This window comes from Sporomusa sp. GT1 (genome assembly GCF_014634905.1).
Classification (GTDB): Bacteria; Bacillota; Negativicutes; order Sporomusales; family Sporomusaceae; genus Sporomusa; species Sporomusa sphaeroides.
Genome location: NZ_BMBX01000024.1, coordinates 1 through 24646, shown reverse-complemented (window position 1 = coordinate 24646; position 24646 = coordinate 1). Strand labels below are relative to the sequence as shown.

The 24646-nt window shown below is 44.7% G+C and carries 36 protein-coding genes and 1 tRNA gene; 12 read left to right on the top strand and 25 right to left on the bottom strand.

Translation table 11 applies throughout. The features are described 5' to 3' along the window. Positions 1 to 454: 454 nt before the first annotated feature. The 5 genes from GT1_RS18270 to GT1_RS18250 all read right to left on the bottom strand — a co-directional run bounded on the left by GT1_RS18270 (position 455) and on the right by GT1_RS18250 (position 3389). On the bottom strand, positions 455 to 1054 hold the full coding sequence (locus tag GT1_RS18270; protein ID WP_188399913.1) for a manganese catalase family protein: 600 nt from the start codon (positions 1052 to 1054) through the stop codon (positions 455 to 457). 23 nt (positions 1055 to 1077) lie between these two features. After that, on the bottom strand, positions 1078 to 1335 hold the full coding sequence (locus GT1_RS18265) for a spore coat protein CotJB (RefSeq protein WP_188399912.1): 258 nt from the start codon (positions 1333 to 1335) through the stop codon (positions 1078 to 1080). Positions 1336 to 1359: 24 nt separating this feature from the next. After that, positions 1360 to 1704 (bottom strand): spore coat associated protein CotJA, encoded by a 345-nt coding sequence (locus GT1_RS18260; protein ID WP_223226364.1) that lies wholly within the window; start codon positions 1702 to 1704, stop codon positions 1360 to 1362. Positions 1705 to 1818: 114 nt separating this feature from the next. After that, positions 1819 to 2094, bottom strand: coding sequence for a PspC domain-containing protein (locus GT1_RS18255; protein ID WP_075756294.1), 276 nt, complete (start codon positions 2092 to 2094; stop codon positions 1819 to 1821). 113 nt (positions 2095 to 2207) lie between these two features. Continuing rightward, the gene (locus GT1_RS18250) at positions 2208 to 3389 is read right to left on the bottom strand and encodes an FtsW/RodA/SpoVE family cell cycle protein (RefSeq protein ID WP_075756295.1); all 1182 of its coding nucleotides are present in this window, start codon (positions 3387 to 3389) and stop codon (positions 2208 to 2210) included. 300 nt (positions 3390 to 3689) lie between these two features. Between GT1_RS18250 and GT1_RS18245 the strand changes: the two genes are divergently transcribed. Beyond that, the gene (locus GT1_RS18245; protein ID WP_188399911.1) at positions 3690 to 4448 is read left to right on the top strand and encodes a YncE family protein; all 759 of its coding nucleotides are present in this window, start codon (positions 3690 to 3692) and stop codon (positions 4446 to 4448) included. 57 nt (positions 4449 to 4505) lie between these two features. On the opposite strand, the gene GT1_RS18240 is transcribed toward GT1_RS18245, so the two are convergent. From GT1_RS18240 to GT1_RS18225, 4 genes are all read right to left on the bottom strand, one after another. Then, complete coding sequence (locus tag GT1_RS18240) at positions 4506 to 5744, bottom strand: DUF2935 domain-containing protein (RefSeq protein ID WP_188399910.1); 1239 nt, start codon at positions 5742 to 5744, stop codon at positions 4506 to 4508. Positions 5745 to 5805: 61 nt separating this feature from the next. Further along, positions 5806 to 6456 (bottom strand): tRNA (guanosine(46)-N7)-methyltransferase TrmB, encoded by a 651-nt coding sequence (gene trmB, locus GT1_RS18235; RefSeq protein WP_188399909.1) that lies wholly within the window; start codon positions 6454 to 6456, stop codon positions 5806 to 5808. A gap of 100 nt (positions 6457 to 6556) precedes the next feature. Then, positions 6557 to 8470 (bottom strand): sigma-54-dependent Fis family transcriptional regulator, encoded by a 1914-nt coding sequence (locus tag GT1_RS18230; RefSeq protein ID WP_075756299.1) that lies wholly within the window; start codon positions 8468 to 8470, stop codon positions 6557 to 6559. A gap of 114 nt (positions 8471 to 8584) precedes the next feature. Further along, a complete protein-coding gene (locus GT1_RS18225) occupies positions 8585 to 10381 on the bottom strand; it encodes a heme NO-binding domain-containing protein (RefSeq protein ID WP_188399908.1) in 1797 nt (598 codons plus the stop codon). A 209-nt stretch (positions 10382 to 10590) separates the two neighbouring features. On the opposite strand from GT1_RS18225, the gene GT1_RS18220 reads away from it, so the two are divergent. Both GT1_RS18220 and GT1_RS18215 read left to right on the top strand, forming a co-directional pair. Continuing rightward, positions 10591 to 11217, top strand: coding sequence for a nitrite reductase (locus GT1_RS18220; protein WP_223226363.1), 627 nt, complete (start codon positions 10591 to 10593; stop codon positions 11215 to 11217). A gap of 25 nt (positions 11218 to 11242) precedes the next feature. Beyond that, positions 11243 to 11404, top strand: a complete 162-nt coding sequence (locus GT1_RS18215) for a hypothetical protein (RefSeq protein ID WP_188399906.1) — start codon at positions 11243 to 11245, stop codon at positions 11402 to 11404. A 59-nt stretch (positions 11405 to 11463) separates the two neighbouring features. Here the strand turns inward: GT1_RS18215 and GT1_RS18210 are convergent, their stop codons facing one another. Then, positions 11464 to 11697 (bottom strand): hypothetical protein, encoded by a 234-nt coding sequence (locus GT1_RS18210; RefSeq protein ID WP_075756301.1) that lies wholly within the window; start codon positions 11695 to 11697, stop codon positions 11464 to 11466. 103 nt (positions 11698 to 11800) lie between these two features. Beyond that, positions 11801 to 11965 (bottom strand): hypothetical protein, encoded by a 165-nt coding sequence (locus GT1_RS18205; RefSeq protein ID WP_158027082.1) that lies wholly within the window; start codon positions 11963 to 11965, stop codon positions 11801 to 11803. A 163-nt stretch (positions 11966 to 12128) separates the two neighbouring features. Between GT1_RS18205 and GT1_RS22595 the strand changes: the two genes are divergently transcribed. The 3 genes from GT1_RS22595 (at position 12129) to GT1_RS18195 (ending at position 13042) form a co-directional block, all read left to right on the top strand. Next, positions 12129 to 12263 carry a hypothetical protein gene (locus GT1_RS22595; protein ID WP_255430466.1) on the top strand — a complete coding sequence of 45 codons (135 nt, stop codon included), beginning with the start codon at positions 12129 to 12131 and terminating at the stop codon, positions 12261 to 12263. 97 nt (positions 12264 to 12360) lie between these two features. Then, positions 12361 to 12675 carry a hypothetical protein gene (locus GT1_RS22800; RefSeq protein WP_188399905.1) on the top strand — a complete coding sequence of 105 codons (315 nt, stop codon included), beginning with the start codon at positions 12361 to 12363 and terminating at the stop codon, positions 12673 to 12675. 130 nt (positions 12676 to 12805) lie between these two features. Next, complete coding sequence (locus GT1_RS18195) at positions 12806 to 13042, top strand: hypothetical protein (protein ID WP_075756302.1); 237 nt, start codon at positions 12806 to 12808, stop codon at positions 13040 to 13042. Positions 13043 to 13070: 28 nt separating this feature from the next. Here the strand turns inward: GT1_RS18195 and GT1_RS18190 are convergent, their stop codons facing one another. Then, the gene (locus GT1_RS18190) at positions 13071 to 13286 is read right to left on the bottom strand and encodes a hypothetical protein (protein WP_188399904.1); all 216 of its coding nucleotides are present in this window, start codon (positions 13284 to 13286) and stop codon (positions 13071 to 13073) included. A 164-nt stretch (positions 13287 to 13450) separates the two neighbouring features. Between GT1_RS18190 and GT1_RS18185 the strand changes: the two genes are divergently transcribed. Continuing rightward, complete coding sequence (locus tag GT1_RS18185) at positions 13451 to 13969, top strand: ClbS/DfsB family four-helix bundle protein (RefSeq protein WP_188399903.1); 519 nt, start codon at positions 13451 to 13453, stop codon at positions 13967 to 13969. Between the two features lie 493 nt (positions 13970 to 14462). Beyond that, entirely contained in the window at positions 14463 to 14990 is a 528-nt protein-coding gene (locus GT1_RS18180) for a hypothetical protein (RefSeq protein ID WP_188399902.1), read from the top strand. A gap of 148 nt (positions 14991 to 15138) precedes the next feature. Here GT1_RS18180 and GT1_RS18175 read toward each other — a convergent pair whose 3' ends face one another. From GT1_RS18175 to GT1_RS18150, 6 genes are all read right to left on the bottom strand, one after another. Beyond that, positions 15139 to 15378 carry a hypothetical protein gene (locus GT1_RS18175; protein WP_075756306.1) on the bottom strand — a complete coding sequence of 80 codons (240 nt, stop codon included), beginning with the start codon at positions 15376 to 15378 and terminating at the stop codon, positions 15139 to 15141. Between the two features lie 255 nt (positions 15379 to 15633). Beyond that, the gene (locus GT1_RS18170; RefSeq protein ID WP_075756307.1) at positions 15634 to 15828 is read right to left on the bottom strand and encodes a hypothetical protein; all 195 of its coding nucleotides are present in this window, start codon (positions 15826 to 15828) and stop codon (positions 15634 to 15636) included. Between the two features lie 239 nt (positions 15829 to 16067). Further along, positions 16068 to 16143 (bottom strand) — tRNA-Met (locus tag GT1_RS18165). A gap of 126 nt (positions 16144 to 16269) precedes the next feature. Further along, positions 16270 to 17190 (bottom strand): hypothetical protein, encoded by a 921-nt coding sequence (locus tag GT1_RS18160; RefSeq protein ID WP_188399901.1) that lies wholly within the window; start codon positions 17188 to 17190, stop codon positions 16270 to 16272. Between the two features lie 99 nt (positions 17191 to 17289). Then, positions 17290 to 17469 carry a sigma-70 family RNA polymerase sigma factor gene (locus tag GT1_RS22795; RefSeq protein ID WP_376742012.1) on the bottom strand — a complete coding sequence of 60 codons (180 nt, stop codon included), beginning with the start codon at positions 17467 to 17469 and terminating at the stop codon, positions 17290 to 17292. A gap of 8 nt (positions 17470 to 17477) precedes the next feature. Then, entirely contained in the window at positions 17478 to 17624 is a 147-nt protein-coding gene (locus GT1_RS18150) for a hypothetical protein (protein ID WP_158027084.1), read from the bottom strand. A gap of 368 nt (positions 17625 to 17992) precedes the next feature. Between GT1_RS18150 and GT1_RS18145 the strand changes: the two genes are divergently transcribed. From GT1_RS18145 to GT1_RS18135, 3 genes are all read left to right on the top strand, one after another. Next, positions 17993 to 19084, top strand: a complete 1092-nt coding sequence (locus GT1_RS18145) for a zinc dependent phospholipase C family protein (RefSeq protein ID WP_188399900.1) — start codon at positions 17993 to 17995, stop codon at positions 19082 to 19084. Positions 19085 to 19205: 121 nt separating this feature from the next. Further along, a complete protein-coding gene (locus GT1_RS18140; RefSeq protein WP_188399899.1) occupies positions 19206 to 19496 on the top strand; it encodes a helix-turn-helix domain-containing protein in 291 nt (96 codons plus the stop codon). Further along, positions 19493 to 20410 (top strand): IS3 family transposase, encoded by a 918-nt coding sequence (locus GT1_RS18135; RefSeq protein WP_223226362.1) that lies wholly within the window; start codon positions 19493 to 19495, stop codon positions 20408 to 20410. Before GT1_RS18140 ends, GT1_RS18135 begins: the two co-directional genes overlap by 4 nt. Positions 20411 to 20435: 25 nt before the next feature. On the opposite strand, the gene GT1_RS18130 is transcribed toward GT1_RS18135, so the two are convergent. The 3 genes from GT1_RS18130 to GT1_RS22355 are packed head-to-tail and all read right to left on the bottom strand — an operon-like array spanning position 20436 to position 21265. Continuing rightward, a complete protein-coding gene (locus GT1_RS18130; protein WP_075756312.1) occupies positions 20436 to 20678 on the bottom strand; it encodes an MW1434 family type I TA system toxin in 243 nt (80 codons plus the stop codon). Between the two features lie 17 nt (positions 20679 to 20695). Further along, positions 20696 to 21001 (bottom strand): hypothetical protein, encoded by a 306-nt coding sequence (locus GT1_RS22360; RefSeq protein ID WP_223226361.1) that lies wholly within the window; start codon positions 20999 to 21001, stop codon positions 20696 to 20698. A gap of 33 nt (positions 21002 to 21034) precedes the next feature. Beyond that, positions 21035 to 21265 (bottom strand): hypothetical protein, encoded by a 231-nt coding sequence (locus tag GT1_RS22355; RefSeq protein WP_223226360.1) that lies wholly within the window; start codon positions 21263 to 21265, stop codon positions 21035 to 21037. A 75-nt stretch (positions 21266 to 21340) separates the two neighbouring features. Here GT1_RS22355 and GT1_RS18120 point away from each other — a divergent pair, with 75 nt between their 5' ends. Next, positions 21341 to 21955 carry a hypothetical protein gene (locus tag GT1_RS18120; RefSeq protein ID WP_075756313.1) on the top strand — a complete coding sequence of 205 codons (615 nt, stop codon included), beginning with the start codon at positions 21341 to 21343 and terminating at the stop codon, positions 21953 to 21955. Between the two features lie 506 nt (positions 21956 to 22461). Here the strand turns inward: GT1_RS18120 and GT1_RS18115 are convergent. The 4 genes from GT1_RS18115 to GT1_RS18105 all read right to left on the bottom strand — a co-directional run bounded on the left by GT1_RS18115 (position 22462) and on the right by GT1_RS18105 (position 24578). Further along, entirely contained in the window at positions 22462 to 23040 is a 579-nt protein-coding gene (locus GT1_RS18115; RefSeq protein WP_188399898.1) for an N-acetylmuramoyl-L-alanine amidase, read from the bottom strand. Positions 23041 to 23055: 15 nt separating this feature from the next. Then, entirely contained in the window at positions 23056 to 23223 is a 168-nt protein-coding gene (locus GT1_RS22350) for a hypothetical protein (RefSeq protein ID WP_223226359.1), read from the bottom strand. Next, the gene (locus tag GT1_RS18110; protein ID WP_223226358.1) at positions 23220 to 23591 is read right to left on the bottom strand and encodes a hypothetical protein; all 372 of its coding nucleotides are present in this window, start codon (positions 23589 to 23591) and stop codon (positions 23220 to 23222) included. Before GT1_RS18110 ends, GT1_RS22350 begins: the two co-directional genes overlap by 4 nt. A gap of 159 nt (positions 23592 to 23750) precedes the next feature. Continuing rightward, positions 23751 to 24578 (bottom strand): transposase, encoded by an 828-nt coding sequence (locus GT1_RS18105; RefSeq protein ID WP_223226357.1) that lies wholly within the window; start codon positions 24576 to 24578, stop codon positions 23751 to 23753. Positions 24579 to 24646 lie beyond the last annotated feature (68 nt).

Genomic DNA, 24646 nt, shown 5'->3' with positions numbered 1-24646 from the left:
TACCTGCTACGAATGACACGATCAATACTATCGAAATAATGTGCCTATTGGTGGGATATAAAATAAAATGCCTTTGCCGGAAAAAGCGTTCCGCAAGAGAAAAGCCGGGCGATATTCCGTTAAGAAACCCGTACTGTTTGAGCGTAGCGAGTTTACGGATTTTAGGAATATCGCCCGGCTTTTCAGGTCCGCGCATTGAAATGGAGACTATATCATACAGCTATGAAAGCAGATCTCTAGTGAAACAGGTTAGCGTGGAGGCTTTGGGCCTAGAATTTTTGGTACTTTTGTTTCATGACAAAAGTACCAGTACATCCCTTCACTTTGTATTCCATTGACTTTATTAATGGCACCGATTGGTTTGAACATAAAAGCAGGACCATCGCCAGCAATAATTTCATCGCTATTGCGATAGCCCCATCTTTATCTACACATTTATCATATCGTCAAGCCATCAATCGCACTCGCACTTATGTCCATGCCAAACATGCTTAGATTTGCACATCCATTCCTGAACATCATTCAGTGCCTCGCCAAACCGCTGGAAATGAACGACTTCCCGTTGCCACAGGAAGCGCAGCGTATCTTTTACACAGGGGTCATCGGTACAAGCAATCAGATGCTCGTAGGTCGTACGGGCCTTTTGCTCGGCCGCCATATTTTCCGTCAGGTCGGTAATCGGATCACCCAGACAGGCAATGTATTTAGCACTCCAGGGTATACCGTTGGCGTCTGTCCAAAACAGTCCATGATCATGCTGAACATACTGGCCTTCCCAGCCGGCTGCTTTGAAATCTGCACAGGTAGCACCATCAACCAGTTTAAATACCAAGGCTGCAATCATTTCCATATGTGCCAGCTCCTCGGTGCCAATATCTGTCAGAAGCGCTTTGGCCTGGCTTGTAGGCATGCTGTAGCGTTGATTCAAATATCGTAAGGATGCCGATAGTTCGCCATCCGGACCGCCATATTGCGTAATTACCATTTTGGCAAATTTAACATCCGGGCAGGTGACGCGTACGGGATGCTCGAGTTTCTTTTCATAGATCCACATATCCACTGCTCCTTATTACAAAATTATAGTTCCCACGGCCAAGGGCCTTGCACCCATTGCCAGGGTTCCCGGGACGGACCGCCAAAACCAAAGTTTAGCAGCGGACCAAATTCGGCTTGATATTTTTCTTTATACTTGTTTAACATTTCTACTGCACAATTATAATCATGAAGTGCCTCTTGGTCACAAGGATGTGTGTCAAGATACAAGTTAAGTTCAACTGCGACAAATTCCATCTCCTGGACTTTTCTAAGTAAGGCTCGTTGTCTATCTAACTTCACTTATTTTACACCTCCAACCATTATCTATTTCGGGATTTTATAAACTCCCCAAAGTTCCGGGAATAAAGTCCCCTTCATAAGCGCCTCAGGCGGAGTAAAGGCTTGTTCATAATACTGCCAGGGGACATACGCATGGGCCAGCATTATGCATTCCGGCATATCATCACAGCTAGCCATCATGTTGTCATAGTCATGCTTGCAATTATCCATTTCCCGCTCGGTATCCATACACATATCCATGTCGGAATCTTCCATTTCGTCCATATCGCATATATCATCCACGTTATGCATATCTTCTTTCAGCTTTATATTTTTATCTTTGGATTGAGGTTTTACATACAGTTGGTGTCTGGTAGCCTTTTTCTTCACAAAGAAAGCCTCCTCTCATTGACTTAGTGTATTTTATGTGAATCAAATGCCAAATGTCACCCAATAAACAAAAAAATTCGGCAGAAAACCTGCCGAATGGGTTGGTAGGGTATATTAAGATGCGGGCATAATCAGGAAAGCAAGAATATATAGCGCCAACCCTGCTCCCCGGTATAATACCGCCAGCGCCCAGGCCAGACGGATTAAGGAAACATCCAAACCGGTATAGGCGCTAAAACCGGCACATACGCCAAGTACCATGCCCTGTGACTGATCCAGCGCTAAGTGGCGATGGATTCCGGCAGCATCAGGAGTTCCTGCACCCTGCACAAACTGCCATATGGTCAATCCGCTAAACAGATAAGCGCCTGCCCGGATTAGCCAGATCATAAGCCAAAGCCCCCTTGGGAAATTGGCAGAAACACCAACTTCCAAAATAATTACTAACATACAAGTTCACTAGTAATTATTACCGTATCAAGAGGGCTTTAAACATCACTATGTTACTTTACTAATTTAAGCCGGGAACCGCGGGCAGGGGTTGACCGGCTGCCTGGCTGAAAAACCTTGGCGGTAGTCCGGCGTCCGACACTAATCAAAAGACCAATAGCCGCACAGTTGACAATCAGGGAAGTACCGCCGAAGCTAATAAACGGCAAAGGTACACCAGTAACGGGAACGACACCTGAGACCATGGCAATATTACCGACAGCCTGACCAACTACCAAGGTAGTCACCCCGGCAGCCAGAAAAAATCCATATCCGTCAGGGGCCTTGCTGGCAATCTGAAGTCCATACCAAGCCAGAGCCCCCAACAGCAACAATACCACTACTGCCCCCATAAAACCCATCTCCTGGCATAACACGGCAAAGGCAAAATCGGTATGCGCTTCCGGCAAATAGTGAAATTTGCTGGCTCCCATACCCAAACCGGAACCAAAGAGTCCGCCCGAGCCGATAGCCAGCAGGGATTGCACCGTCTGATAACCTGAGGTCTGCTGATACGCCCAGGGATCAAGCCACGCCCAAATGCGTTCAGCCCGGTAGGCGGCGGCATAAACAAGATACACCGTCATGCCTGCTCCGCCTAAAGCCAGTGCGTATAGCTCCTGTTTAGGGATACCTGCCAATATATACAACACAAGGCTCAGTCCGACAATAACCGCGGCGGTCCCCATATCCGGCTGTTTAAGTACAAATACGCCCAGCACCACGCTCACAGCAATCGGCCAGGATTTTAGAGATACCGGCCTCCCGCGGTCAAGCTGCGCTCCCAGATAAGCGGCGGTAACGATAATGGCGGTAAGTTTGGCAAGCTCTGAGGGCTGAAAAGTAAAACCGCCTAAATTGAGCCAGCGTCTGGCACCATTGGCTTCCACTCCCATAAAATGAACCGCCACCAGCAACCCCACCACCGCCAGTATAGCCAAAAGCAGCCAGCCTCGCCGTATTTTCCGGTAATCTATCACGGCAGCCGCCAGCATGGCCACAAATCCCACGGCAAAGGAGATTAAATGGCGGGTAAGGAAAAAGTAACCGTCGCGAAATAACTGCCCTCCCAGCACAAAACTGGCACTGAAAACATTAATCGTTCCAATCACAAATAAAATCCCGGCAATGAAAAATACCGCCTCAGCCGGACTGGCCCACAATCTTGGGAAGTTTCCAAGCTTTTTCTCTTTCACGTCCTGATGCTCCTCCCAAAAAAATACGTTAACCAAACAGCACCCTCACCAATATTATATAGAGAATGATGAACCATCAACTTCGGGTAAAAAAAGAGGTGATCGCATGGGGTAAAATCATACAAATTACTGGCAGTTGATGCGACTACCCATGCCGTACTTATTGCCGACGGGCCCAGCGGCGAAATTCAGACAGAGCTTGGCTTTGCGCCTGAACTAACTCCTACCGAGCTTGCCGTTACCCCGGATTACGCAAAAGCGTACCTGCCCTGCAGCAGTACCAGTGGTAAAAACAGCCTGTTGGCGGTCAATCTCACCAGCTTGTCCCTCTACTGCCTGCCGCTGTGCATTCCTTACCCTGCCCAGTTTGTCCTGGCACAAGCCGACGCCGCTACCGCCTATCTTGCCGAACCCTGTGGCAGCATACACCGCCTGGACTTAACCACCATGAACGCAGAGCTTTTAGGAACACCTGCAGCTAAGGCCAGTTGCGTAGGATTGGCGGCTGATGCCGAAAGCATCTATACTGCCTGGGAGCACAACGCCGGCGGCACCATCATGGCGCTTAGCATGACCGGCGCCATCCTGTGGCAATATGACATGGCCGGCATTCCCACCAATATCATTTTGGCCGGCAACCGGCTGATTGTGCCCTTTACCAATACAGCCTTTGCCGGAGAAGGGGTCGTGCTTTTCAACCTAAGCAAAAAACCTTCCTCCCCGGTCATCGTTACTATCCAATGTTCCAGCTGCCCCAGCGGACTTGCAGCCTATCCCTGCCATGCCGCCGTAACTGCCGACAACCGGACGGCATATATTGTTAACGAAGACGGGGCATCTATTTTCGTCATCGACCTGGAAACAGCCCAAATCATAGACCGGTTAACGATTGGCCGGTCACTATCCCGCCTCTACTTAATTCCTGACAGCCAATCAGCTATCGGCACCAGCAACTTATTTGCCGATTTAAGTCTCATTGATTTGGCCAACGGCTCACTGTTGGCTGTCACTAATACCAAACGCCAGCTGTTATCTACCATGGCTATTCTGCCGTATTAATTCGCTATAAACCTGCCAAACCCCTCCCACTGATGCGGGAGGGGTTTATTCGGTCATTTAGTTTTTCATTTTTCCCAGCTGACGTGGCCACTTCCCCCCCCATTTATACTTCCCTTGCTTGCCGTCTTCAGCAGGCGCAGGCGGCTTAGCGGCTAGTGTCACCTGTTCAGCGGCGATTAGCTTAGTCTCAATGGCTGTATCGACAGCAACAGCCTCCTGAGAAACGGGCTCAAACACTATGGTGTCAACCGGTATTGCCACAGTATCGTCAACTACGGCGCTGCCGCTGTCATCAGAGGCTGTTTGCCCGGTTATTATTTGTTTCCGGCTTTTTTCCGGCTTATATTCAGGGCCGGTATTGTCAATGGCCTTCTCCGAAGACTCACGTTCCGGTTCTACCCAATCATCAAATACTATGGACTCAGATTCCGCAAAAAACTCATTGTCCACCACCATACCAATATTTTCTGCATGAGTATATTTAGTCGGTGATTCTTCCTTAATTACGCATTTTTCGATCATGGCCAGTATCAGCAGGAAATGGTCGGCCTCCCGGCGAACATGATCGGCCATCAGGGCAGGAATGGTGCTTAACATCCGATTCTTGGTAATCATATCATAGGCGGCCTGTTTAAAATCTCTAAGCCGGGCGGTAGCCGACCGGCTGTCCTGCAAAAAACGCCCAAAAGCCGGCAACTCCGGAGCTTGATGTTCAAAGAAGCCCACATAATTGCGGCCCTGCATTGTCAAATCATCAAACTCGGTGGAAAACTCGCAAACAACCCCGAGCAGACTACGCTCTGTCGGATCAAGACGGGCACCAATAAACTTGGTATGATCGGCCATAATCCTAAGCCAAAAGTCAGCTTCCCGCGCTTTAACAACAGATAGCTTTTTGCCGGCACGCAGTTTCTCTAAAATGGCCATAAAATACTCGGCTTCCCGGACTAAATGGTCAAAAAACAGCGGCGGCAGCGCACTGCCCAGCTTATTGGTCAGTGACAGTCCTAATAACAGGCGCTTATACCGGAGGAATTCCTTAAGTGAGCAAAGGATATCGGCAATCAGCTCAGCAAATTTCTTTTCACTGCTAAGTTTCTCAGCCCGCACCCTGAGCGCCTTGAGCTCACGTTCAAATGCGGCGGCCTCTTCAATCAAATCAGGTTTATCACACGGTAAACCGGTCTTAATAAACAGCGCATGCTCTTCCATAATCTGCAGCCAGAATTTGACTTCCTCCATGTCAAGCGGCGGCACCGGCAGCACTTTGCCTTTATTATTCGAGTGACGCGGCATAGCAACACACTCCCATGCAATAGGATTTTAGTGTATTGTATGCGGTTCAGTGTAAGTGTGATTACTTAGTTGGCGTAAAAGTAACCTCACAACGGCAAATAGGTTGTCCGAGCAAGCTGAACTTTGTCTCATATTCTGTCATGACATTACCGTCAAAGCCGCTGCGGTGCAGGTCATAGGTAACCTGTTCCACCTTGAGGCCAAATGCGGCAAACTGCTCTAAGGAAAATTCAAACAGCGGCCGGTTATCGGTTTTGAACCATAATTGCCCGCCCGGCTTTAACACCGTACGATACTTTTCCAAAAAACCGATATGGGTAAGCCGCCGCTTGGCATGACGGTTCTTGGGCCAAGGGTCGCAGAAATTGATATAAAGCCGGTCAATTTCTCCTGGTGCAAAGATTGTCAAAATGTTGTTCACATCAAATACCAGCAAGCGTACATTGGCTAATTCTTTTGCCTGAACCTTTTGGGCAGCATAATAAAGAACATCCTGCTGGGCCTCAATCCCGACAAAATTAGCCTGAGCCTGCTGCTCGGCCATGCCGGTAATAAACCGGCCTTTGCCTGTACCCAGTTCAACCTGCAGCGGCAGCCTGTTGCCAAATAGATCAAGCCACTTGCCTTGCAGTGTTTCACCGGGATTTGGTAATACTATGTCAGAAAAGCCTGTGAGCGCTTCGGCAATCCACGGCTTTTTTCTCAGTCGCAACCTGTCTCCTCCTTACATATGGCAAATACGATGCTGCACGCGCCCCCTGCGAATGACTGCAATTCTTACCGGCGAGCAGCGCGAAAGCCATCTTAGCCTGTTACTCTTTATCTAAGCCATATTTTTTCAAATACCGGTACAGCGTCACCCGGCTGACATCCAGCATATTGGCTAACCGGCTGATATTGCCGCCGGCGGCCTTCCAGGCCTCGATGAAAGCGGCTTTATCCTCTTTCCAGGCTTTACTTAGCCCCTGTTCACCAGGCATAACAATATCGGCCCGGCTGATCGTAGTACCTGTCGTGCGGAAAAACGCCTGCTCTACCACACCCTGAAGCTGCTTGATGTTTCCCGGCCAGTCGTAACTCATGATGAGCTCGGCTGCATCTGGCGCTAACTCTTTCGGCGGCAAATTATGCAATGTTGCCAGTTCCTCAATAATATGGGCTGCCAAATTAGGAACATCCTCCCGCCTGGCCCGCAGGGATGGTACACGAATAACCGCCCGGGAGATAATTTCATATAATCTGGCGGAGAATACACCCTTTTCCACAAGACGCTTTAGTTCCGTATCACTGGCAGCAATCACCCTGACATCGATGGGACGGCTCACAGCCTCGCCAGCCCGGAAGAGAAAACCGGCCTCAAGGGCTTCTGCCAGCTTATCCTGCAATACGGTTGACAGCTTTTCCACTTCATCAATAAACAGCGTGCCGCCGCTGGCCAGTTCCAATTTTCCCGGACGTCCCTCGGCTTCACTGCCGCCGCGCCCAAAAAGCTCTATTTCCAAAACATCGGACGGCAGATCGCCGCCTTTTACGGCAATCAGCGGACCGGCAGCCCGCGAGCCTGCCTGGTGAATACCATGCGCCAGCCGTTGTTTGCCTGTTCCCGGTTCACCCTGCAGCAGGATGGGATAGTCATGTCTGGCCGTCCGGCCGGCCTTATCCTGCATCGCCGTAAACACCTGGCTGCTGCCAACCATGCTTGACAGGCTGTACCGGGCCGTATAGCCTGCCGTATGGGCTACCAAGGTGCGTAAATCTTCTATCGGCATGGTTACGGTTACAATGCTGTCTACATCCCCTTCATCACCGGCCAGCGGCACAACGGTAGTGATATCCTCATAGGTCTTCCGCGGCGTTATCCAGGTTGCCTCCCGGTTGTAGGAAGGAACACCCAGAAAGCCTTTGTATATGGGGGTGTGATGATAATTCAACAATACGGTGCTTAAGTTAGGCCCTTCTTCCTTGTCTTCGCTGCCTAACGGAACAATCCCCGACAGCCGGCTGTGACCCAGCTTGTTGGCATAGGCCACTTCGCCGCCAGGCAAAATATGATACACTGCCAGCGGCACAGCATCCAGGATAGTGTGTTTGGCATTGAGACTGCTTAGCAGCTTAAGATGCTGTTCCATGGCGTATTTAATACTGAGGACCATTGCCACCATGGCGCTGTAAGGCAGTTCTTCCTGCTGAACAGATACCACGGTAACAATGAATTTCACCTGATTGTCAAGGATAATCGGAACTGAGCAAGCGTCACCGTTTTGGCAGTCCTTGATCCACATTTCCGGTCCAAACATCAAAAACGGAACCTTGCTCCGATAAGCAACCCCAATACTCGAGGTGCCGATATCCTCTTCCGACAGGCGCGCGCCTTCCAGTTCCCCGGCTGTTTTCTGGTAAAAAGGCATAGCATAGTTTTTGAGCACATATAATTCCTGATCCAATAGCAGCATGCTCAAATTATAGGTTGTAAAGTGCTCCTTGATTTCATCATACAGCCCGTCAAGAAAGGTCAGCGCCTGGTTATAACGTTCCCGGCGCTTACTAAGCTCCTCGCCGGATAATTTGACAGCAAGACGGAAGGTTTCCCGCCCTACCCCGGCGTCCTGGCTGCGCTGCCAGGATTCACCCACCCAGGGATGAACATTGGGGTCAATAACACCTTCGGTTACAAATTTATCATAATACAGTTCCAATTTGGCCTTGTTGCGACGTTCACGAATCATATGTACCTCCACATGTTTCTAAGAATAATATCACAAAAATCCGGGAATTTCATTCCTCCTACAGGAATATCCAAGCAAACAGAAGGCGGGGATTTTCCGGCCCCGCCGCCAAACTCAGGTGCGATAGGTGTTAATATCCTCACTGAAATGCTGAATAACGGTCTTAAACTCAGTGATTTTGCCCATCATATCATGCAGCTTCTCATTGTAAACATGTACCGAAGCACTTACTTCTTCCGTTGCTGCCGAGTTTTCCTCAGAAATAGCAGCCAGGGATTCAATCTTGCCATACACTTCGCTCAGGCCGGTCATCTCCCGCTCCAGCTTGATAATCATATCAACAATATTTTCGGCCACCAGATGGATGTTCCCGACATGGCGGGTGTTCTCGGCCACCACATCTTTCATCTGCCGGGTTTCCGATTCTAAAATGGAAAATTCCTCTTCAATCATGCCGACAACATTCCCGATAATCTCCATCAATACTTTTAAATCACTGGAGATGCTGTCCGAGTGGTGATGGGACTGTTCGGCCAGCTTCCGAACCTCCTCAGCCACTACGGCAAAACCGCGTCCCTGTTCACCAGCCCGGGCGGCCTCAATGGCGGCATTAAGCGCTAAGAGATTGGTTTGTCCGGCAATGGCAGCCACCATCCCGGTAATTTCCGTAATCTTAGTGGCCTGATTCTGGAGGTTTTCCGCCGAACGCTTAACCTCGCCAAATTTGTCAAGACTGTGCTCCAGCTTATCGCTGGACGCCTGCACTTCGGCAAAGCCTTTATTAATTTCGTCTACTGCCGCTTCCAATTGCTCTTTATTATGACTTTGTTCTGTCACTACCGTCCGCAGCGTTTCCAGGTTGCCATTTAAAATACCAACAGCCGTCTCGGTCTCCATTGCCTGGTTGGTAGCCGCCATAGCCACATCGTTGACTACTCCGGAAATTTCATCAGAAGTATCTTGCATGCGCGATGCCAATGCATTAAAATCGTCGCCATATTTATTCATCTCGTCAGTGATGCCCTTAAAGCCGATGAACTCGCTCTTAACCCGCATTTTGTACTGGGCCAGCAGTTCGACAATGTCTTCAAACTCATCGCTTGACTTAAGCTTGGTCTCGGTGAAATATTTGCGTTCCTGAAGGTTGGCAAGCTCCGCCTTAATGCCGTCAAACGGCCGGAGCAGCAGCGCCGCGCCACCTGCCGCCAGGACACCGTTTAAGAGCGCTGTCCACAACGGCACAGCCACCCCCAAGCCGGCCAGCAATCCGTCAACAAGCAGGGATATGGCAGCTACGCCAATACCGATCTTAGCCGGAATACTGCGAATAACGCCAAAGGATAACAGTTGATTAAACCGGTAAACATTGGTATGAGTAATGGGTTTGGGAAAAGTAATCAGCATCTTTAGATGCTCCGGCGAGGACTCAGTAATCTCGGTCTTGATATCTTCTTTAAAATACTCAGCCGCTCCGGCCAGCAGCCCCTTCATGTAACCGAACATGCCGCGTTTGGAACGATAGCTCAGCATAGCGCAAAACTCGGATACCGGTTCAATCAACAGCTCCGGGGGCTTAGCTCCAGGTATCCTCTTGACCATGACAATATGTACATCATACATTGAGCGCAAGAAAGAATACAAGCTCTCCTGACGGAAAAAGGCGGGGTAGGCCTGGGCAAAGGTTGCTGCATTGTCTTTACCTAAGCTCAACCAGATTTCATCCTGGCTCTTACCTGTGCGGTTGGCTAAATAGGAGACAAACGCCCTGGGCTTAGCATCATCGATTTCTTCTGTCGGCAAAAACAGCTTATCAGGCTCCCAGCCAACCTGCCGCATTGCTTCCTGCGCCAACGTCTCGCCCCAAACCTTGTGGGCGGTATTAACCCATGTCCCGACAACAGTTCCCTTCACACAAACACCCCACATATCAAAAACAGCTACTGTTTTTCTTTATTATATTGATAGGTATTCTCGCTGCCCGTGAAAATTCCCTCTATTATTTTACAAAAGTTGCGGTTTTTTGCCGGGAAAAAGCAGTGCTGTTTGCCGGCAAGCGTGAGCTACATCACTGTGAATACTGCCAAAAAAGGCTATAGTAGAGAGAAAAATGGAGGATGCTCATGACTGACCACCAAGCCAAACTGCCATTGACGCCACGCCTGCCTGCAGGACTGTTAACACCGGTTATGCTGCGCAAATTAGCTGCTATAGCTGAAAAATACAAAGGCATTATAAAAATTGCCGGGAACAGCATTGTTATCCTTGGGCTATGCCCTGAACACCGCACCCAGGCATTAGGCGAACTGGGCCTTGACACCCAGTCGCTTGCTGGCAAAGCAGTACGCAGCACAGCTGTCTGCGCGGGCAAACCGCACTGTCCGCGGGCCCTTCAGGACAGTACCCGGCTCGGCCTGGACCTTGACACTAAGTTTTATGGCACCGAACTGCCCGGCAAGCTCCGTATAGGGGTCAGCGGCTGTCCTAACGGCTGTTCTGAAATATTTGTCAAAGATATCGGCCTTTATGGCACCGCCGGCGGTTATACCATTATTGCCGGCGGCAACTCCGGTCGCAAGGCGCAGGCCGGACGGATTGTCACGGAAAGGGTCCAGCCTGCTGAAGTCGTACCATCTATCGAAAAAATCATCGCCTACTACCAGACTTACGGACAGCCTGGCGAACGTCTGGGACAAACTATTGACCGTCTCGGTTTCGAGGATTTTGTCGCCCGCATCGGGATAAACTAACACCAAACAAGTGGGAGGTGATAGTTTGTCCAGCAAAGAGGATTGCCATATCTATAGCTTTTGGAATGGAAAAAACTTAAACGGGGAAAGTAAATGTTTCGACTACCATGGCAGCAATGAGGACTGCAACCAATGTGAATTCAAATGTGTAGAAGGCACGGAAACGGTCTGTGCCGATGAACTGTAAGTTACAAACAGCCAAACCCGCTTAAAACGCAAGATGTTTTAAGCGGGTTTGGCTGTTTACTAGGACCGGCCGCCAAGCAGCGACGTTGAAATAATAACCGGTTCCAGCGCTTGAAAACGTGTAGTTTCCAGCGCCTGCAAATCTGTTCTCAACTTGGCAAGTTCTTCTTTGAGTACCGTTTTGGTATAACCAAACTCATCGAGCTTGCCTACGGCAGCATCAAGTTCATTTATTTTATCAACATATTCCTGATGCAGGTTGACGATATCCAGACCTGTTTTTATACTTTTCATATATATCACCATTATATAAAAATTACGTATGCTTATTATGCCCCGTTATCTATTCATCAACTCCAGAATTTTATGTCTTATAATGAAGCAGCCGCTGTAAGCTTTACACGCGGTTAACAGGCGGCTTGGCAGTGCCTGACAATTGCTTGGCAAAAATTTCTTTGAAAGACGCCTTATTCTGCGGCTTCTTTCTGTCACTATCCGCAGCATTACGATGGTCACGACTTGCCAGATCCAGCCGTTGAATTGCCATTATTTTTGTCACCATCTTTACCGCCTCCCTGTGGTAATAAAATTCCTTTCATTAGTTTTATCGTATTATTCTGACTTTATATTAAGTGCTGCTTTTTTTTATTGGTTTTCAATCCAATTCTTACTTCGTGTTGTACTTAACAAGCTTGGTTACACTATCGAATGAGGAGGTGGTAAGTATGTTTCATCGAAAGAAACACAAATCGCTGATGGACATGGATATTGGCCTAACCTCAGTGCTTAAGGCTGTAGCCGTTGGCACAGTTATTTACCAGGCTGCCAAGTTCATGATTAACGAACTAGCCGACGATTAACGTCACCTCCCAATCTAAACGAAAGGAGATGATTTTATGGCTAAAGAGCGTTGTAACAAAGAAAACAGAGAAAACAAAGGTAAAGGCAATGTAGAGTTTGGCAAAGAAATTTGCCCAAAAGCTAAAGAAGAGAAAAAAGAAGAAAAGTGCTGCAAGTAAAAGCCAGGCAAAGGAGTGGAAATATCCACTCCTTTCTATATTTTTCAATTTTTTTACAATATTGTGGTATATTTATCCAAAAAGGAGAATACTAAGGCTGGAGGTGAGTGGAATGGGATTTAAAGATTTACCCGGTGGTTCAAATTCCAAACAAAACCAGTCCGCCGCTGAGAAAACCACAGCTCAGCAAGCTCCGGTTGCGAGCAATTCTCCCCAAAAACAGGAAGCTCCGGTAAATAGCACCCCTTCTTAATAACCCTGCTGACAAAGCGGCATTACGCCGCTTTGTTGCTTTTTTAGCAAAAATTTGAACTGTGTTGAAACTCATGGAATCAAAAACATTGGAGAAACTAAAAACAGCTTTATCATAAAGGAGGGATTTGATGAAAAAACTTATTCCCGGAATGTTTTCCAGCATATCTGACGCCGAGTTATTTATTGCTACCAATGGCTATGATGATACTGCACCTGAAAACGTAACAGATAAGTTTAGCGATAATGGCGGCGACAACAGCCTGACCCGCGCTGAAATTAATTCCTCTATTGTGTCTAAGGCTACCGCTAATGAAGCTTCCTATCGCGAAGCTATGGATGAAGGACTTGAGCATTCGTTAAAATAACCTGACAATGAATAAATCCCCGCAGCAGCTAAGCCTGTGGGGATTTATTCATCGTCAGCGCCTTTTTTCGTGAAACAAGCTCTAAATAAACATCAACAATATCGGGACTGAGTCTATTGCTATCATCAGGCTCAGCCAGCGGCAATTTGTACCGTTCTTCCATCATCGCCAGCAATTGCATTAAACGGTCCAAATCCTCCTCAGCCCGTTCCATTTCTTCACGATACCAGTTCATTCCGCACATATTCCGGCCTCCCTTCTCTTACCACTTCGTGATAAGGGAAAATAATCCTTCCAAAACTTTTTATTCCATCTATATGAAACGTTTTTCTTTACTATATGTAAAATTTTACATATAGTAAAGAAAATAATGTCAAAATCTATAAATCCACAGAAAGGACAATAATCATGCAAGAATACAGTAGTAAAAATGCTTTAATTGACGAGATAAAGAAAACAGCTAATTTATTTATTGGTGAATTTGAGGATGTTTCGGAAGCCAATAAAGATATTCGTTATCAGGAAGTAGATCGCACTCCACAAGAAATCATTGCTTATCAACTTGGCTGGATGAGGCTGCTTCGCAGTTGGGATAGCAAAGAGCATGAGGGAAAAGAAGTTATTACCCCTGAACCCGGCTATAAGTGGAATCAATTGGGCGCACTGTATCAAAGCTTTTATGACAAGTATCGGGACAAATCCCTGGCGCAGCTTCAGCAATTGTTTGTTGATGCGGTGGATTCACTTATTGAATGGCTGAATGACTTTAGTGATGAAGAATTATTCAAGCCCGGCGGTAGAAAATGGGCTGCATCGACAAGCTCGAACTGGCCTGTATGGAAATGGGTACACATTAATACTGTTGCTCCGTTTAAGTCTTTCCGTACTAAAATACGGAAATGGAAAAAGATACATGCGGCAAAATAAAGTAGCTGCTCCCCCTGCCCCACCCCTTATGTCCGGCTAATATTGACACTCACGATGAGGAGTTGCAAATTTTCCGGGTTGTTATATAGGCACGGCCAAAAAAAAGAACCCGGCACACTGGCCGGGTAGCATAGAGGAGTATATGTAAACCATAATATGGAATGCTTTTATTATATATTCCCATTTTTATAATTTCTTTAGAAAAGGTTGGAAAGAATTAATAAAAAAAAGCTGCCTACCAGGGAACGAACCCGGCAGGCAGCTTTTTTAGGAAGAGATTACTTAAAGGCTGATTTAATATTACATCAAAAATTCGGCTTTAGTGTTATAGATTGGTAAAAATTATGTTAATTTAGTGCCAGATTCAGCGCAGCTCCATTGTCACCGGCCAGGTGCGGACGATAATGTCCTTTATTTGCTGTCTCGCCTTTTTTGTATATTATTCAAGATGTGAGTAAAGCTAATTTCAGCAATAAGTTTAGGGGGATTTTTTATGAGCAATAGTTTTATCATGTGGTCATTAGCTTTACTTCCTTGGTTGTCTCTTTTTTTTATGAGAAAAGAAGAGATAAAGCGTTGGATGCCGGTTGCCATGTTTGCTGTTGTGCTGACTACTATAATTGGCGACATTGGAATTGGTCTAGGCGTTTGGGCTACCCGAGAATCAACATATCCTTTTAACGAGATGCTACCGTATTTTTACGGAACAATGCCTGTATTAACAATTTGGGTTTTTAAGTTTACATATGGACGCTTCTGGCCATATATGATTACAAATACAATCCTAGATATAGTTTTTAATTTTTTTATCCTAGATTACTTTTTACCGAGTAGAGGTATTGTCGACTTCAACATGTCCCCATTTTTATCTCTGCCCGTAACATTGTTGCATGCGGTAGTAATTTATGGCTACCAAATGTGGCAGGACGATGCACTACTTGCTACCAATCGTCTTACTGAACACAACCTTCAACCAGTTGCGGCGAAGCCTTTGGTACAACAACCAAAAGATGATGAGTAGCTTATATCAATTACATTCCCCGGTACTTCTCTTGCATATCAAGCCATCGCAGAAATGCGATGGCTTGATTTTGCTGCTTTACATGAGTTTTATTAGTAGTCATAAGTAAATCGAAGTAGATACAAGTAAATTGCATCCAGGGACTAAATTATTTCTCTACAAACCATTTATTGTCAACACAAAACAAGTAAACCTGCTTGCCAGCAATTCTGCATGTGTACCTCATGCCATGTCCGCCAACCTTTAAGGATGCTGCTATTCGAACGTCCAGTACGCGGTCAACCTCAAACTTGCGACCGTCTTCCCAATGCAGGTAGAGAGGCTTTATTTTTCCATCCTCGCCATGGTAAGCGGTTATACCGATAGATATTTTATTTTTGTTTTCCATGTCACACCTCACTATAGAACATGTGTTCATCATCAGTACGGAACACATGTTTGCGGTTGACAAGTGGGAATACGTAGAAATAAAAAGAACCCGGCACACTGGCCGGGTAGCATAGAGGAATATATGTAAGCCATAATATGGAATGCTTTTATTATAGATTCCCATTTTTATAATTTCTTTAGAAAAGGTTGGTAAAATAAAACCGCACCCCGGAAAGCCCCAGGCCGAAGCCTGGGAAGGTGGTTAATAAGTCACTTATTCATTTTCCTTTTCTTTATGCATATTAATAAAACGATGGACAATTTCAGTTTGCAATTCCTTGAGATATTGGCTTTCTTTTACATTATTTTTACTATAATCGCGCTTTGTCGTTTTATTATACTTAAGCTGCTCTAAACATAAACGAGCTAGTTCCTGGTCAGAATGATTTTTAAAATAGCTTTCTGCCATAGTTAAAACCCCCAAAATTCATTTATATAATATATCACATTAAATCTAACTGTAATTATAACGTATTTTAAAATATAAATAAAACAAAAAAAGCCCATCCTCGGCAATGGCTGAGAGATAGGTAAATCCGCTTTCAAACTGCCTCATGAAAGTAAATTAACGCTTTTGTGTTAAATCCACAAGTGGACAAAATGAAAAAGTCGCCCACCAGGACGAACCCGGCAGGCGATAGAATTTCGTGGTTGCGGGGACAGGACTTGAACCTGTGACCTTCGGGTTATGAGCCCGACGAGCTACCAACTGCTCCACCCCGCGATGATTGTTTATTGTTAACTTTTTATTTAAACTCATCTCTATTATATCACACTTCACACGAAATTATTACAATTTCCAAAAATAAAAGCCCACTCCCAGCCGTCGGCCAAGAGTGGGCTAATTCTACTACGCTATCAGAATCACTTCAAAGCTGCTGATTTTTTCGTAAAACAAATACTCTTTGCTACTTTGAATACCTTTGTCAAATGCATAGCATGAGTTACCGGTTCCAATTGATCGATTGCACCAGGTTATGAAATCATTTGCAACAGCCTTAGTGACTTTATATTCCCGTTCGCTAGAATCAATCATAGTAACGCGGAGTATAGCCTGCCCATCATCTGCTTCTGGTAAAGCTGAAGCTTCATTGGAATTACCACTTTCTTCACCTGCCATTATTGCTGTAACTACATAATAGTAAGTTGTACCGTTTTCAACGTCGGTGTCTACATAGCTATTCCCGGAGATATTGGCAGCAATTATTTCGTATGGGCCGGCCGTTGTGGTAGCTCGCTTTACATTGTAACCAGTGGCACCGGTGACTGACTCCCATATAAGGGTTACCTGGGAATCGCCTGCATTGGCGGTTAGATTGACGGATATTGGATGCACTAAATATCCATCGGAGTCGATGTCGATGGCATCTAGTGTGCACCAAAGTTCATCTCTTATTAAATTTTTAGTTATAACTTTTATGACATGCACATCTTTACTAAGATTTACATATTCAAAATTTAACACTGTTAGGTTTCCAGGGTCTGCATACTGATGAACCATACCCACAAATGTATTATCTAGATAAACCTCTGCACTACCATTTTGCGGACGACTAGGGGATGAAGGACCTAATAATCGTACCTTACTACCATAAAAATTTATTTGCATTTCATTATCGTTAGTAGAGGAATAAGTACGAGTAGACTTATAATCAGCAGTTACATCCGTCCTGAAAGACCAATCGCCTGTATATTTTATTCTTGAATCTCTTTCATCATAACGTCTCCATCCTGCTTCTGGCGCTGTTAACGGTTGCCCTATTGTTGCCATTTCACATTCCTCCAAATTAATTATTTTGAAACCCGATATAGCCAAGGACCTTTTAATTAACTGTGTGTTTCCCGCATATCGGCCTTCATTTATATACATTCAAACCAGTCGACTTTTTAAACGCCTCAACGCTCTATTTTTTATTTGGCTTACTGCCTGTACCGTAATTCCTAATACTTGAGCAATGCATGCCAACTTACGCCCATATACAAAAATATGAATTAGTACAAGTAGCTGCCGCTGCGGTAATTCCTGCAATGCCGCCAGCATCCTTTCAATTGTTTCCTTTATACCAGCTCAGCCTGTGGATCATCGGGAGCTGCCACATACTCAATCGCCTTGTCCCCCTGGCATTCCATTTGCTTGCGCTTTGCTTCTTTTCGCCAAAGATTTAACAGGCCAAACTTAACCCGGCTTTCGAGATAGCCAGCCAACGGAACTCCTAAGTCGGGATGAAGTTATACAAGGCTTGCAGCAAGGCCAACCAGGCTTCGGATTCGGCATCCGGAACTGAGCGCCTATAAATACCTGCGTATTTCTTAACTAGTGGTTTGAATTGTTGACAAATAAGGTGCTTGTCTATCTGAATCGCCTCCCAAAATAAAATAAGCCCCCGGTTTTCCCGAGAGCTCAAAAATCATTTGCGTTAACAAATACGCATCGGCTACAGTGCCAATAATCCACATAGTCCGCTCTTCTTACGAGCGGATTTTTCATGATAAAAATTCAGTCAATTTAATAGGGATTTTATTCCTTTCTGTCGAAGAACGACTATATTTGAATTTTGATGGGAGTGATAATTATGCCACAACCTTTGACGCACTTTTTTGTTGCTAGTGATGGCACTCAAAGAGTTTTTCCAGATTTATGGAATGAGTATTCCAATGTTATTGCGCTAGGTTCATTTGGTCCCGATTTATTTTATGTCAAAGACTTAATATCCAACCGTATCTTGAATATGTCTATGTCGAACGAATGGGAGGCATTATCAGATGCATTTCATCGTTGCAACTCTTTTACCCTGTTTACATGGCTACTTAATAATATTAAATCTCGTCACAACGATAATTATAGCGAACAAAGGTTGTTAAAAGCGTTTGCCTACGGATACTATTCTCATGTTGTTACAGATTGCCTTATTCATCCTTTTGTATATAGAACAACTCAGGATCATTGGACACTTCATAGCCCAGAATCTAATTATAAAGCCCACAAAGAGTTGGAAACTCAAATTGATAATATCCTTTTGCTAAGAAAAACTGATTATAAATTATCTCGCTTTGACCCTGTCTTTGGATTGCAGGACAAGAATGATAACGACAAGTTGCACATGACCCTCGCAATCTTGCTAAACGAAGGAATCAAAGCATCGTACAGTCAAGACATTGACTGGGATTATTATTTTGGTCGATACAATATTAATTCTGATAATCATCCAATACATGATGCATATAAAGATTATGAAGCAGAAATCAATTTTACGAAACAAGGAATTAAACTTATCAGGAAAAATATTAATGGATTTATAACAGGCAATATACAGATTACCGAAAGTGATTCTCCTCATATCTTTAATAGCGAACGAAAAAGATGGTTTGCCTCGTCCTCAAATGACCAACTGAACTTTAGCGTAGATGATCTTTACGAGATGGCCGTCACCACAACGTCTGACGTAATAACGGCGTCGGAAAGGTTCTTTTCATCTTGCTCTGAAAATTCCATGGATTTTTTTCTGAACGAAGAGACTATTACCGCCTATCTTAAAAATGACTTCAATTTAGATACCGGACTTCCATCCAGTAACAATCAAAATCAATCGTTGCTTTCCCAAGACGCTAATACTCGTTATGCATTTGGCGTAGAGCAATTACACCAGTTATATTCAATGGGTTAAGTTTAGCAACATACATTCTAAAAATGAAAACTCCCCATCTACTAGACCGCATCCCAAGAAACAGACATTGAGAGAAAACGCCCCCTGTTGTAGGATAGAAACTACGACAGGGGGTGATTGCATGAAAAGGCAATATACGCACATCAAAATAATGGAACCAGAGATAATCGCCATGCGTGAGCAAGGCAAAACACGCCAGGAAATAGCAGATGCACTGGGACTCACAAAGGTACAAATCAAAAATTGGGTACGGCGTTATAACAAGGAACCGGAATTTTTCATATCTAAAAAGCAAGGAAGACCGCGCACATCACCATTCACAAAACAGCGTGAAATGGAGCTGCGCATTAAAGAATTGGAACGGGAAGTGGATTTGTATCGATCTTTTCTTCAAGCTGCTGGAAGGGTGTGAATGCAAAAATCAAATATGCAGCGATGGAAGCAAACAAAGAGAAGTATCCGGTTACGTTTATGTGCAGGTTCTTCGAAGTATCTCGTAGCGGGTATTACGCATGGAGAAAAAGAAGGGACCGACCGGATCGGGACATGCCAATGAGCAAGCTGATCGCTCAGTGCCAGCAGGAAACAAAAGAAACCTACGGTTACAGACGTGTCAGGCTGTGGCTGTTACAAAAACACTGCCTTGTTGTCAATCACAAGGCAGTACTTCGGGTGATGCGTAAGTATGGCCTGCTCTCGTCCATTCGCCGCCCTCGTCCGCTGTACCAACGGCAACAGCGGATGAACATCTATGAGAACAAACTGAACAGGGATTTCCATGCAGACAGGCCAAACCAAAAATGGGTAACAGATATCAGTTATATACACACCGGCGAGGGGACACTCTACTTGTCGGCTATCAAGGATTTGTATGACGATTTCATCGTTGCCTACGATATGGGAACCATACAAGACAATGCTCTGGTTTATCGAACCATTCAAAAAGCAAAAAAGGAGGTCGCTGATGGACTGATCCTCCACAGCGACCAAGGGTTCCAATATACCTCGCACGGCTATTTGAACCTAACCAAACAGTACGGCATTCTGCCGTCCATGTCAAGAGCGGCGACACCTCTGGACAATGCCCCTGCTGAAAACTTCTTCGGCATTCTGAAAACCGAGTGCATCTACCGTCAGAAAATTCAGACCATCCACCAAGCACGTCATCTCATTGACCAATACATCCACTTCTACAACTTCGAACGCATCAAGACAAAAAATGGCCATACTCCCTTTCAAATCAGGAGCGGTGGCCGTGTAATTCTAAGCTATCCTACGACAGGGCGTTTCCTGCCTGTCTATTTCCACGGGAGCGGTCTACTTTAGATAGGGAGTTTTCATTCGCGCCTTATTATTTATCCAGCACAATCCAATCATGCGCAAGTAAGTCTGCCTGCTCCGGGCTCCATGGAACAAAAAAATCAGGCGTTTTTAGCCCAATAAACGCCAACAATGGACTCTCGTTAATTGCCATATTAACCTTAACCGAATAACCATAGGGATTTATTAGTAGTAGGAACCGTGCATTCCCCCATACTGCACGAGCAATCTTATGGTCACTTTTCAAAGCAAGTAAAGCTTGTCCAAAGTCCACAATAATATCCTCCTTGTTTATCGTGCTAACAAATATCCCCCAACTCCAGCCCCCACAATCCAAAACAGCCGCTCCTTTTTCCGGGCGGACTTTTCTTTGTCTATCTCTTTTTTATAAACTGCAGCCTGTTTTTCAAGCTCCTGGTTAGCAATCAGCCGGGCCTGGGCGTTGGCCATGTCGGTCACATCGATCCGGGCTGTAGTAACTGATGACAACCGCAACTCCCCATTCTCCCCTAGGGACACCTCCGACTGGCCGGTCTGATTTGGCACTTCCACTTCCTTGCCGTCAATGATAGCTATAATCTTCCCTTCACGCTCCACGAACTGCAGCACCGCGCCCGGATGCGATGGCGCTTAAACCACTACTTCCCGGATAGTTTCCGTGTTGGTGTGAATGACCTGCGGCGGCGGTGCTGTAGTTATGACGGTTGGCTGCGCAGCCTGGCTTTTGATGTGCTGCTTCCAGTCCCGGTATTCTTGGTTTCCCCAAATCAATAGGGCCAGCACAGCGGCCAGTCCTACAAAGTATTTCCAGTTCGATCTGATAAAGGTTAATACCCCTTGTTTAATTTCGTTAGTGTCCATGATAACACGCTACTTTGAAGGTAATTTTTGGTTTTTGTCGAAGTGTAACAACACCTTTAGAACTGGAAGGTTGATATGATGGAAGATATTACGTTAAATATTCAATTGATTAGTACAATAATCGCTACTTATGGTGCTTATAAAATTGCTAAGTTAAAGTTACAACCGGAAATTAAAATTCCAGTATATAGAGAGCAACTTAAAAATGTTTACTTGCCGATGTTTAAATTGTTAGAAAAGGATTTTTATAAAAAAATAGATAAAGAAACGACTCTTTTTTATATAAATGAACTAGAAAAAATAATTGACGCTAATTATGAATTGGTTGATCCAGACATTATTTATTATGTTAAAACATTAAAAGAATATTCTTCATTAGAAACCAAAACAGACGAAATTCGACATGAAATATTTAATGATTTAAGTTTTAAAATATCGACTACTTTTGACTCTTTACGAGAGCAATTAGGAATGCCAACAAGAAGTTTTACTTATAAATACCGCAATTATCAACTCGCTCCCGCTATTCAAGAAACTTGCGCTATTATAGAGAAGATTTTTTTCTTTATCTTCTTGTTGCTCATGTTAATATTTATGATTTATATGACTATTTACGCATTGACAGAAATTTTCTCCTTTGCTCGAAATATTTGGCTGTCTATTTCTGCTTTTTTCGCATCATGGTTTTAACCAAAATCTCAAAACATAATCTACCAATGGGTAAAGGACAATGTAGCTAACAATAAAAGTTAAAATTTTGCCCACTATACCACCGCCACCAATAAAACAACGCTAAGCAGAATAGCCGCCTGGCATTTGGTTAAACTAAACATAATTCCTCACCCTTCCCAATAAGCGCCGCCTCCACGGCGCTATTTTTATTTAATTATTTTAAAGAAACTTTTGGTTTTTGCCGAACTCTCACCTCAGAAGGGAGGTGATTAACTATGTGGATGACTATATTCCGGAACCCCGTAGACTGACAGATCACCCCCGCATACACCCCTCACTCTTTATCCGTACAAAAAAAAGCCAAAATAGATAGTGCTTTTTAAAGAAAATATTAGCCAGCACTAACAAGGTCAAACCAACAGCAATTAACACAGATATAACCAAAACTAAAATAAGTATAATAAACAAACTTTATGCTGGGGCACTCATTGATTAGCCTTCCTTATGCCGTCCACTGGCTATTTTTATTTGCTGAGCCAATCAGTCACACCTCTGGCAATCGCTCTGGCCATTTCATCCTGCCATGTCGGGTCTGCCAGTAATGCAGCTTCCTCCGGATTGCTGATAAAAGCCATCTCTACAAGCACTGCCGGCGCATTAGTGTACCTAAGCACATAAAAATTTTCCTCTTTATCGACATCCCCGTCAGACCAGTCGACGCGAATTGGCAATTCTGGAAAGGTAGCTGCCACCTGATTAGTAATACAAGTTGCGATCCGATCGGCGCCAGTATTTCCCTTGGTGGTATAGATTTCAAATCCTTTCGCTGCTGGATTGGTCGCAGAATTACAATGTAGGCTGACAAACAGGTCAGCGCCCCAGTAGTTTGCAACATCACACCGGTACTGTAGACTGTCAGTCTCCGGCTGTTCCTTCTCGGTCCTGGTTAACCTGACTAAGCACCCTGCTGTATCCAAATAATGTGCCACAAGCTTGGATACCGCTAAATTTACATCCGCTTCCTGCAAACCGGTTATGGGGTTGCATGCCTCTGGGTCAGTTCTCCCGCCGGCGTGGCCGGGGTCGATTACGCTTTTAGCCATAATGTACTCTCCTTATTATTTATTTTTAAACCGTTCCAACATTACACCTAGGCGACTGCGCAAAAAATCAAGCAGGCTGGCTGCCTGCTCTATTCCTGCGTCTCTTAAGTTTTCCAACACACTTATGGCTTCCGTAGCCGCCAAATATACCCAGGCCACTTTTAGCAGCAGCGGCGTTCTCAAGCGAGTTTTAACATATTGTCGGCGCTCACGGCCATGATTGTCAAGGCCATGTAAAGAATTAGCTTGCCTGCAAATCTATGCTTCATGGCATCAGAGTTTATCCGCCCGGCATTAAAGGCCGCCGGGATATTAAGCAAACAACTTAGCAAGTCGCTAACCTTACTACAATCCTGCAAATGCTTATAACTAATTGCTATCCATCGGGTAACCAAATCTACAAAAATTAGCACGATAAATGTCAGCAATGCGCTGCCATGAACGCTAGTTACCGCAGCTACAATAAACGCCAGAATGGTTTTAAACAACCATGCATCGGTTAAGCCTTGGCCAGCCTTGGTAATGGCTTCAATAAGGTCCTTATAGTTCAAATTCCCCACCCCCATAAAATCGCATAAAAACCTGCTAAGAAAAATCAAGTACTTTCATGCAAGTTTTTATGTTTATACATATATTGTTTTTTTTGCATAACAAACAGACCAATTTAATAACTAAATTGGTCTTACAATAAATGGAATATAGATTATTAACTAGTTTCGATGCACTTCCATTACTCGGGCATAATAAATTCTAAGAAATTTATTTAGTGCTGCAATTTTTGCAACTTTCTTAGGTTTTCCTTCAGATTCTTTTTTTAACATGTATTGATAAACTCCCGCATCATTAACCGGCTTGGTTGTTTTTAGGCATTTCATCACCTCGTACCCAGTTTTCCGTAATAAAGATGATCCCCTTTTTGATATACTTCGCTTATTTCCTATAAAATTGCCTGATTCGTAAGGTGGAGAATCAAGACCTGCGTAGGCTATTAATGCACTTCCGCTGTGAAACCTTTTGACATCTCCAATTTCAGCGATCAAACGAGGGGCTAACACATCTCCAACCCCTGACATTGAATGGACTACCTCGTATTCCTTTAGATTACTTGCTATCATCTGCATTTGTGTTAAAATTGTTTGCAGAGTTTGGTTGACTTCACCCAGTACTCTAATAGATTCCAGTACTAACATTTTGGTCGATGCGGCACTGGAAGATAAAGTAGGGATACCGGCTTTAGCCATGGCATAAATTTCTCTTGCCTTGGCTTCGCTTGCATGGTATCCCTTCTTTTTTGCCCATTGACAATAGCTGCTAATAAAACTACACTCGCTTTTCTTGGTGATATTGTCATAATGCCAATATTCTTTTATAAAGTCAGCCAACTTGTCCTTAACAGGATTATTTGATCGTTTCCCCTGCAATAGCTTTTTTATGCCTGGCATCGTTCGATCAATTATATTCGTAAGAGCAATTTTACTCTGTATTTTTATTCTTACATAGTGCGAATATTGTCTGCCCAGAATTTTTAACTCCTTCAATAATCTTAAAGAATCTCTTTAATTCTCAGTTTTACATAGCATTTCACATATTTAAGACTCGTCTTTAT

Bases quoted from the DNA above. Each gene is read 5' to 3' on its own strand.
- GT1_RS18270 (WP_188399913.1), bottom strand. From the start codon at position 1,054: ATGTGGATCTATGAAAAGAAACTCGAGCATCCCGTACGCGTCACCTGC.
- GT1_RS18255 (WP_075756294.1), bottom strand. From the start codon at position 2,094: ATGATCTGGCTAATCCGGGCAGGCGCTTATCTGTTTAGCGGATTGACC.
- GT1_RS18240 (WP_188399910.1), bottom strand. From the start codon at position 5,744: ATGCCGCGTCACTCGAATAATAAAGGCAAAGTGCTGCCGGTGCCGCCG.
- GT1_RS18230 (WP_075756299.1), bottom strand. From the start codon at position 8,470: ATGATTCGTGAACGTCGCAACAAGGCCAAATTGGAACTGTATTATGAT.
- GT1_RS18220 (WP_223226363.1), top strand. From the start codon at position 10,591: ATGACTGACCACCAAGCCAAACTGCCATTGACGCCACGCCTGCCTGCA.
- GT1_RS18210 (WP_075756301.1), bottom strand. From the start codon at position 11,697: ATGAAAAGTATAAAAACAGGTCTGGATATCGTCAACCTGCATCAGGAA.
- GT1_RS18205 (WP_158027082.1), bottom strand. From the start codon at position 11,965: ATGGTGACAAAAATAATGGCAATTCAACGGCTGGATCTGGCAAGTCGT.
- GT1_RS22595 (WP_255430466.1), top strand. From the start codon at position 12,129: ATGTTTCATCGAAAGAAACACAAATCGCTGATGGACATGGATATTGGC.
- GT1_RS18195 (WP_075756302.1), top strand. From the start codon at position 12,806: ATGAAAAAACTTATTCCCGGAATGTTTTCCAGCATATCTGACGCCGAG.
- GT1_RS18190 (WP_188399904.1), bottom strand. From the start codon at position 13,286: ATGTGCGGAATGAACTGGTATCGTGAAGAAATGGAACGGGCTGAGGAG.
- GT1_RS18185 (WP_188399903.1), top strand. From the start codon at position 13,451: ATGCAAGAATACAGTAGTAAAAATGCTTTAATTGACGAGATAAAGAAA.
- GT1_RS18180 (WP_188399902.1), top strand. From the start codon at position 14,463: ATGAGCAATAGTTTTATCATGTGGTCATTAGCTTTACTTCCTTGGTTG.
- GT1_RS18175 (WP_075756306.1), bottom strand. From the start codon at position 15,378: ATGGAAAACAAAAATAAAATATCTATCGGTATAACCGCTTACCATGGC.
- GT1_RS18170 (WP_075756307.1), bottom strand. From the start codon at position 15,828: ATGGCAGAAAGCTATTTTAAAAATCATTCTGACCAGGAACTAGCTCGT.
- GT1_RS18160 (WP_188399901.1), bottom strand. From the start codon at position 17,190: ATGGCAACAATAGGGCAACCGTTAACAGCGCCAGAAGCAGGATGGAGA.
- GT1_RS18145 (WP_188399900.1), top strand. From the start codon at position 17,993: ATGCCACAACCTTTGACGCACTTTTTTGTTGCTAGTGATGGCACTCAA.
- GT1_RS18140 (WP_188399899.1), top strand. From the start codon at position 19,206: ATGAAAAGGCAATATACGCACATCAAAATAATGGAACCAGAGATAATC.
- GT1_RS22355 (WP_223226360.1), bottom strand. From the start codon at position 21,265: ATGGACACTAACGAAATTAAACAAGGGGTATTAACCTTTATCAGATCG.
- GT1_RS18120 (WP_075756313.1), top strand. From the start codon at position 21,341: ATGATGGAAGATATTACGTTAAATATTCAATTGATTAGTACAATAATC.
- GT1_RS18115 (WP_188399898.1), bottom strand. From the start codon at position 23,040: ATGGCTAAAAGCGTAATCGACCCCGGCCACGCCGGCGGGAGAACTGAC.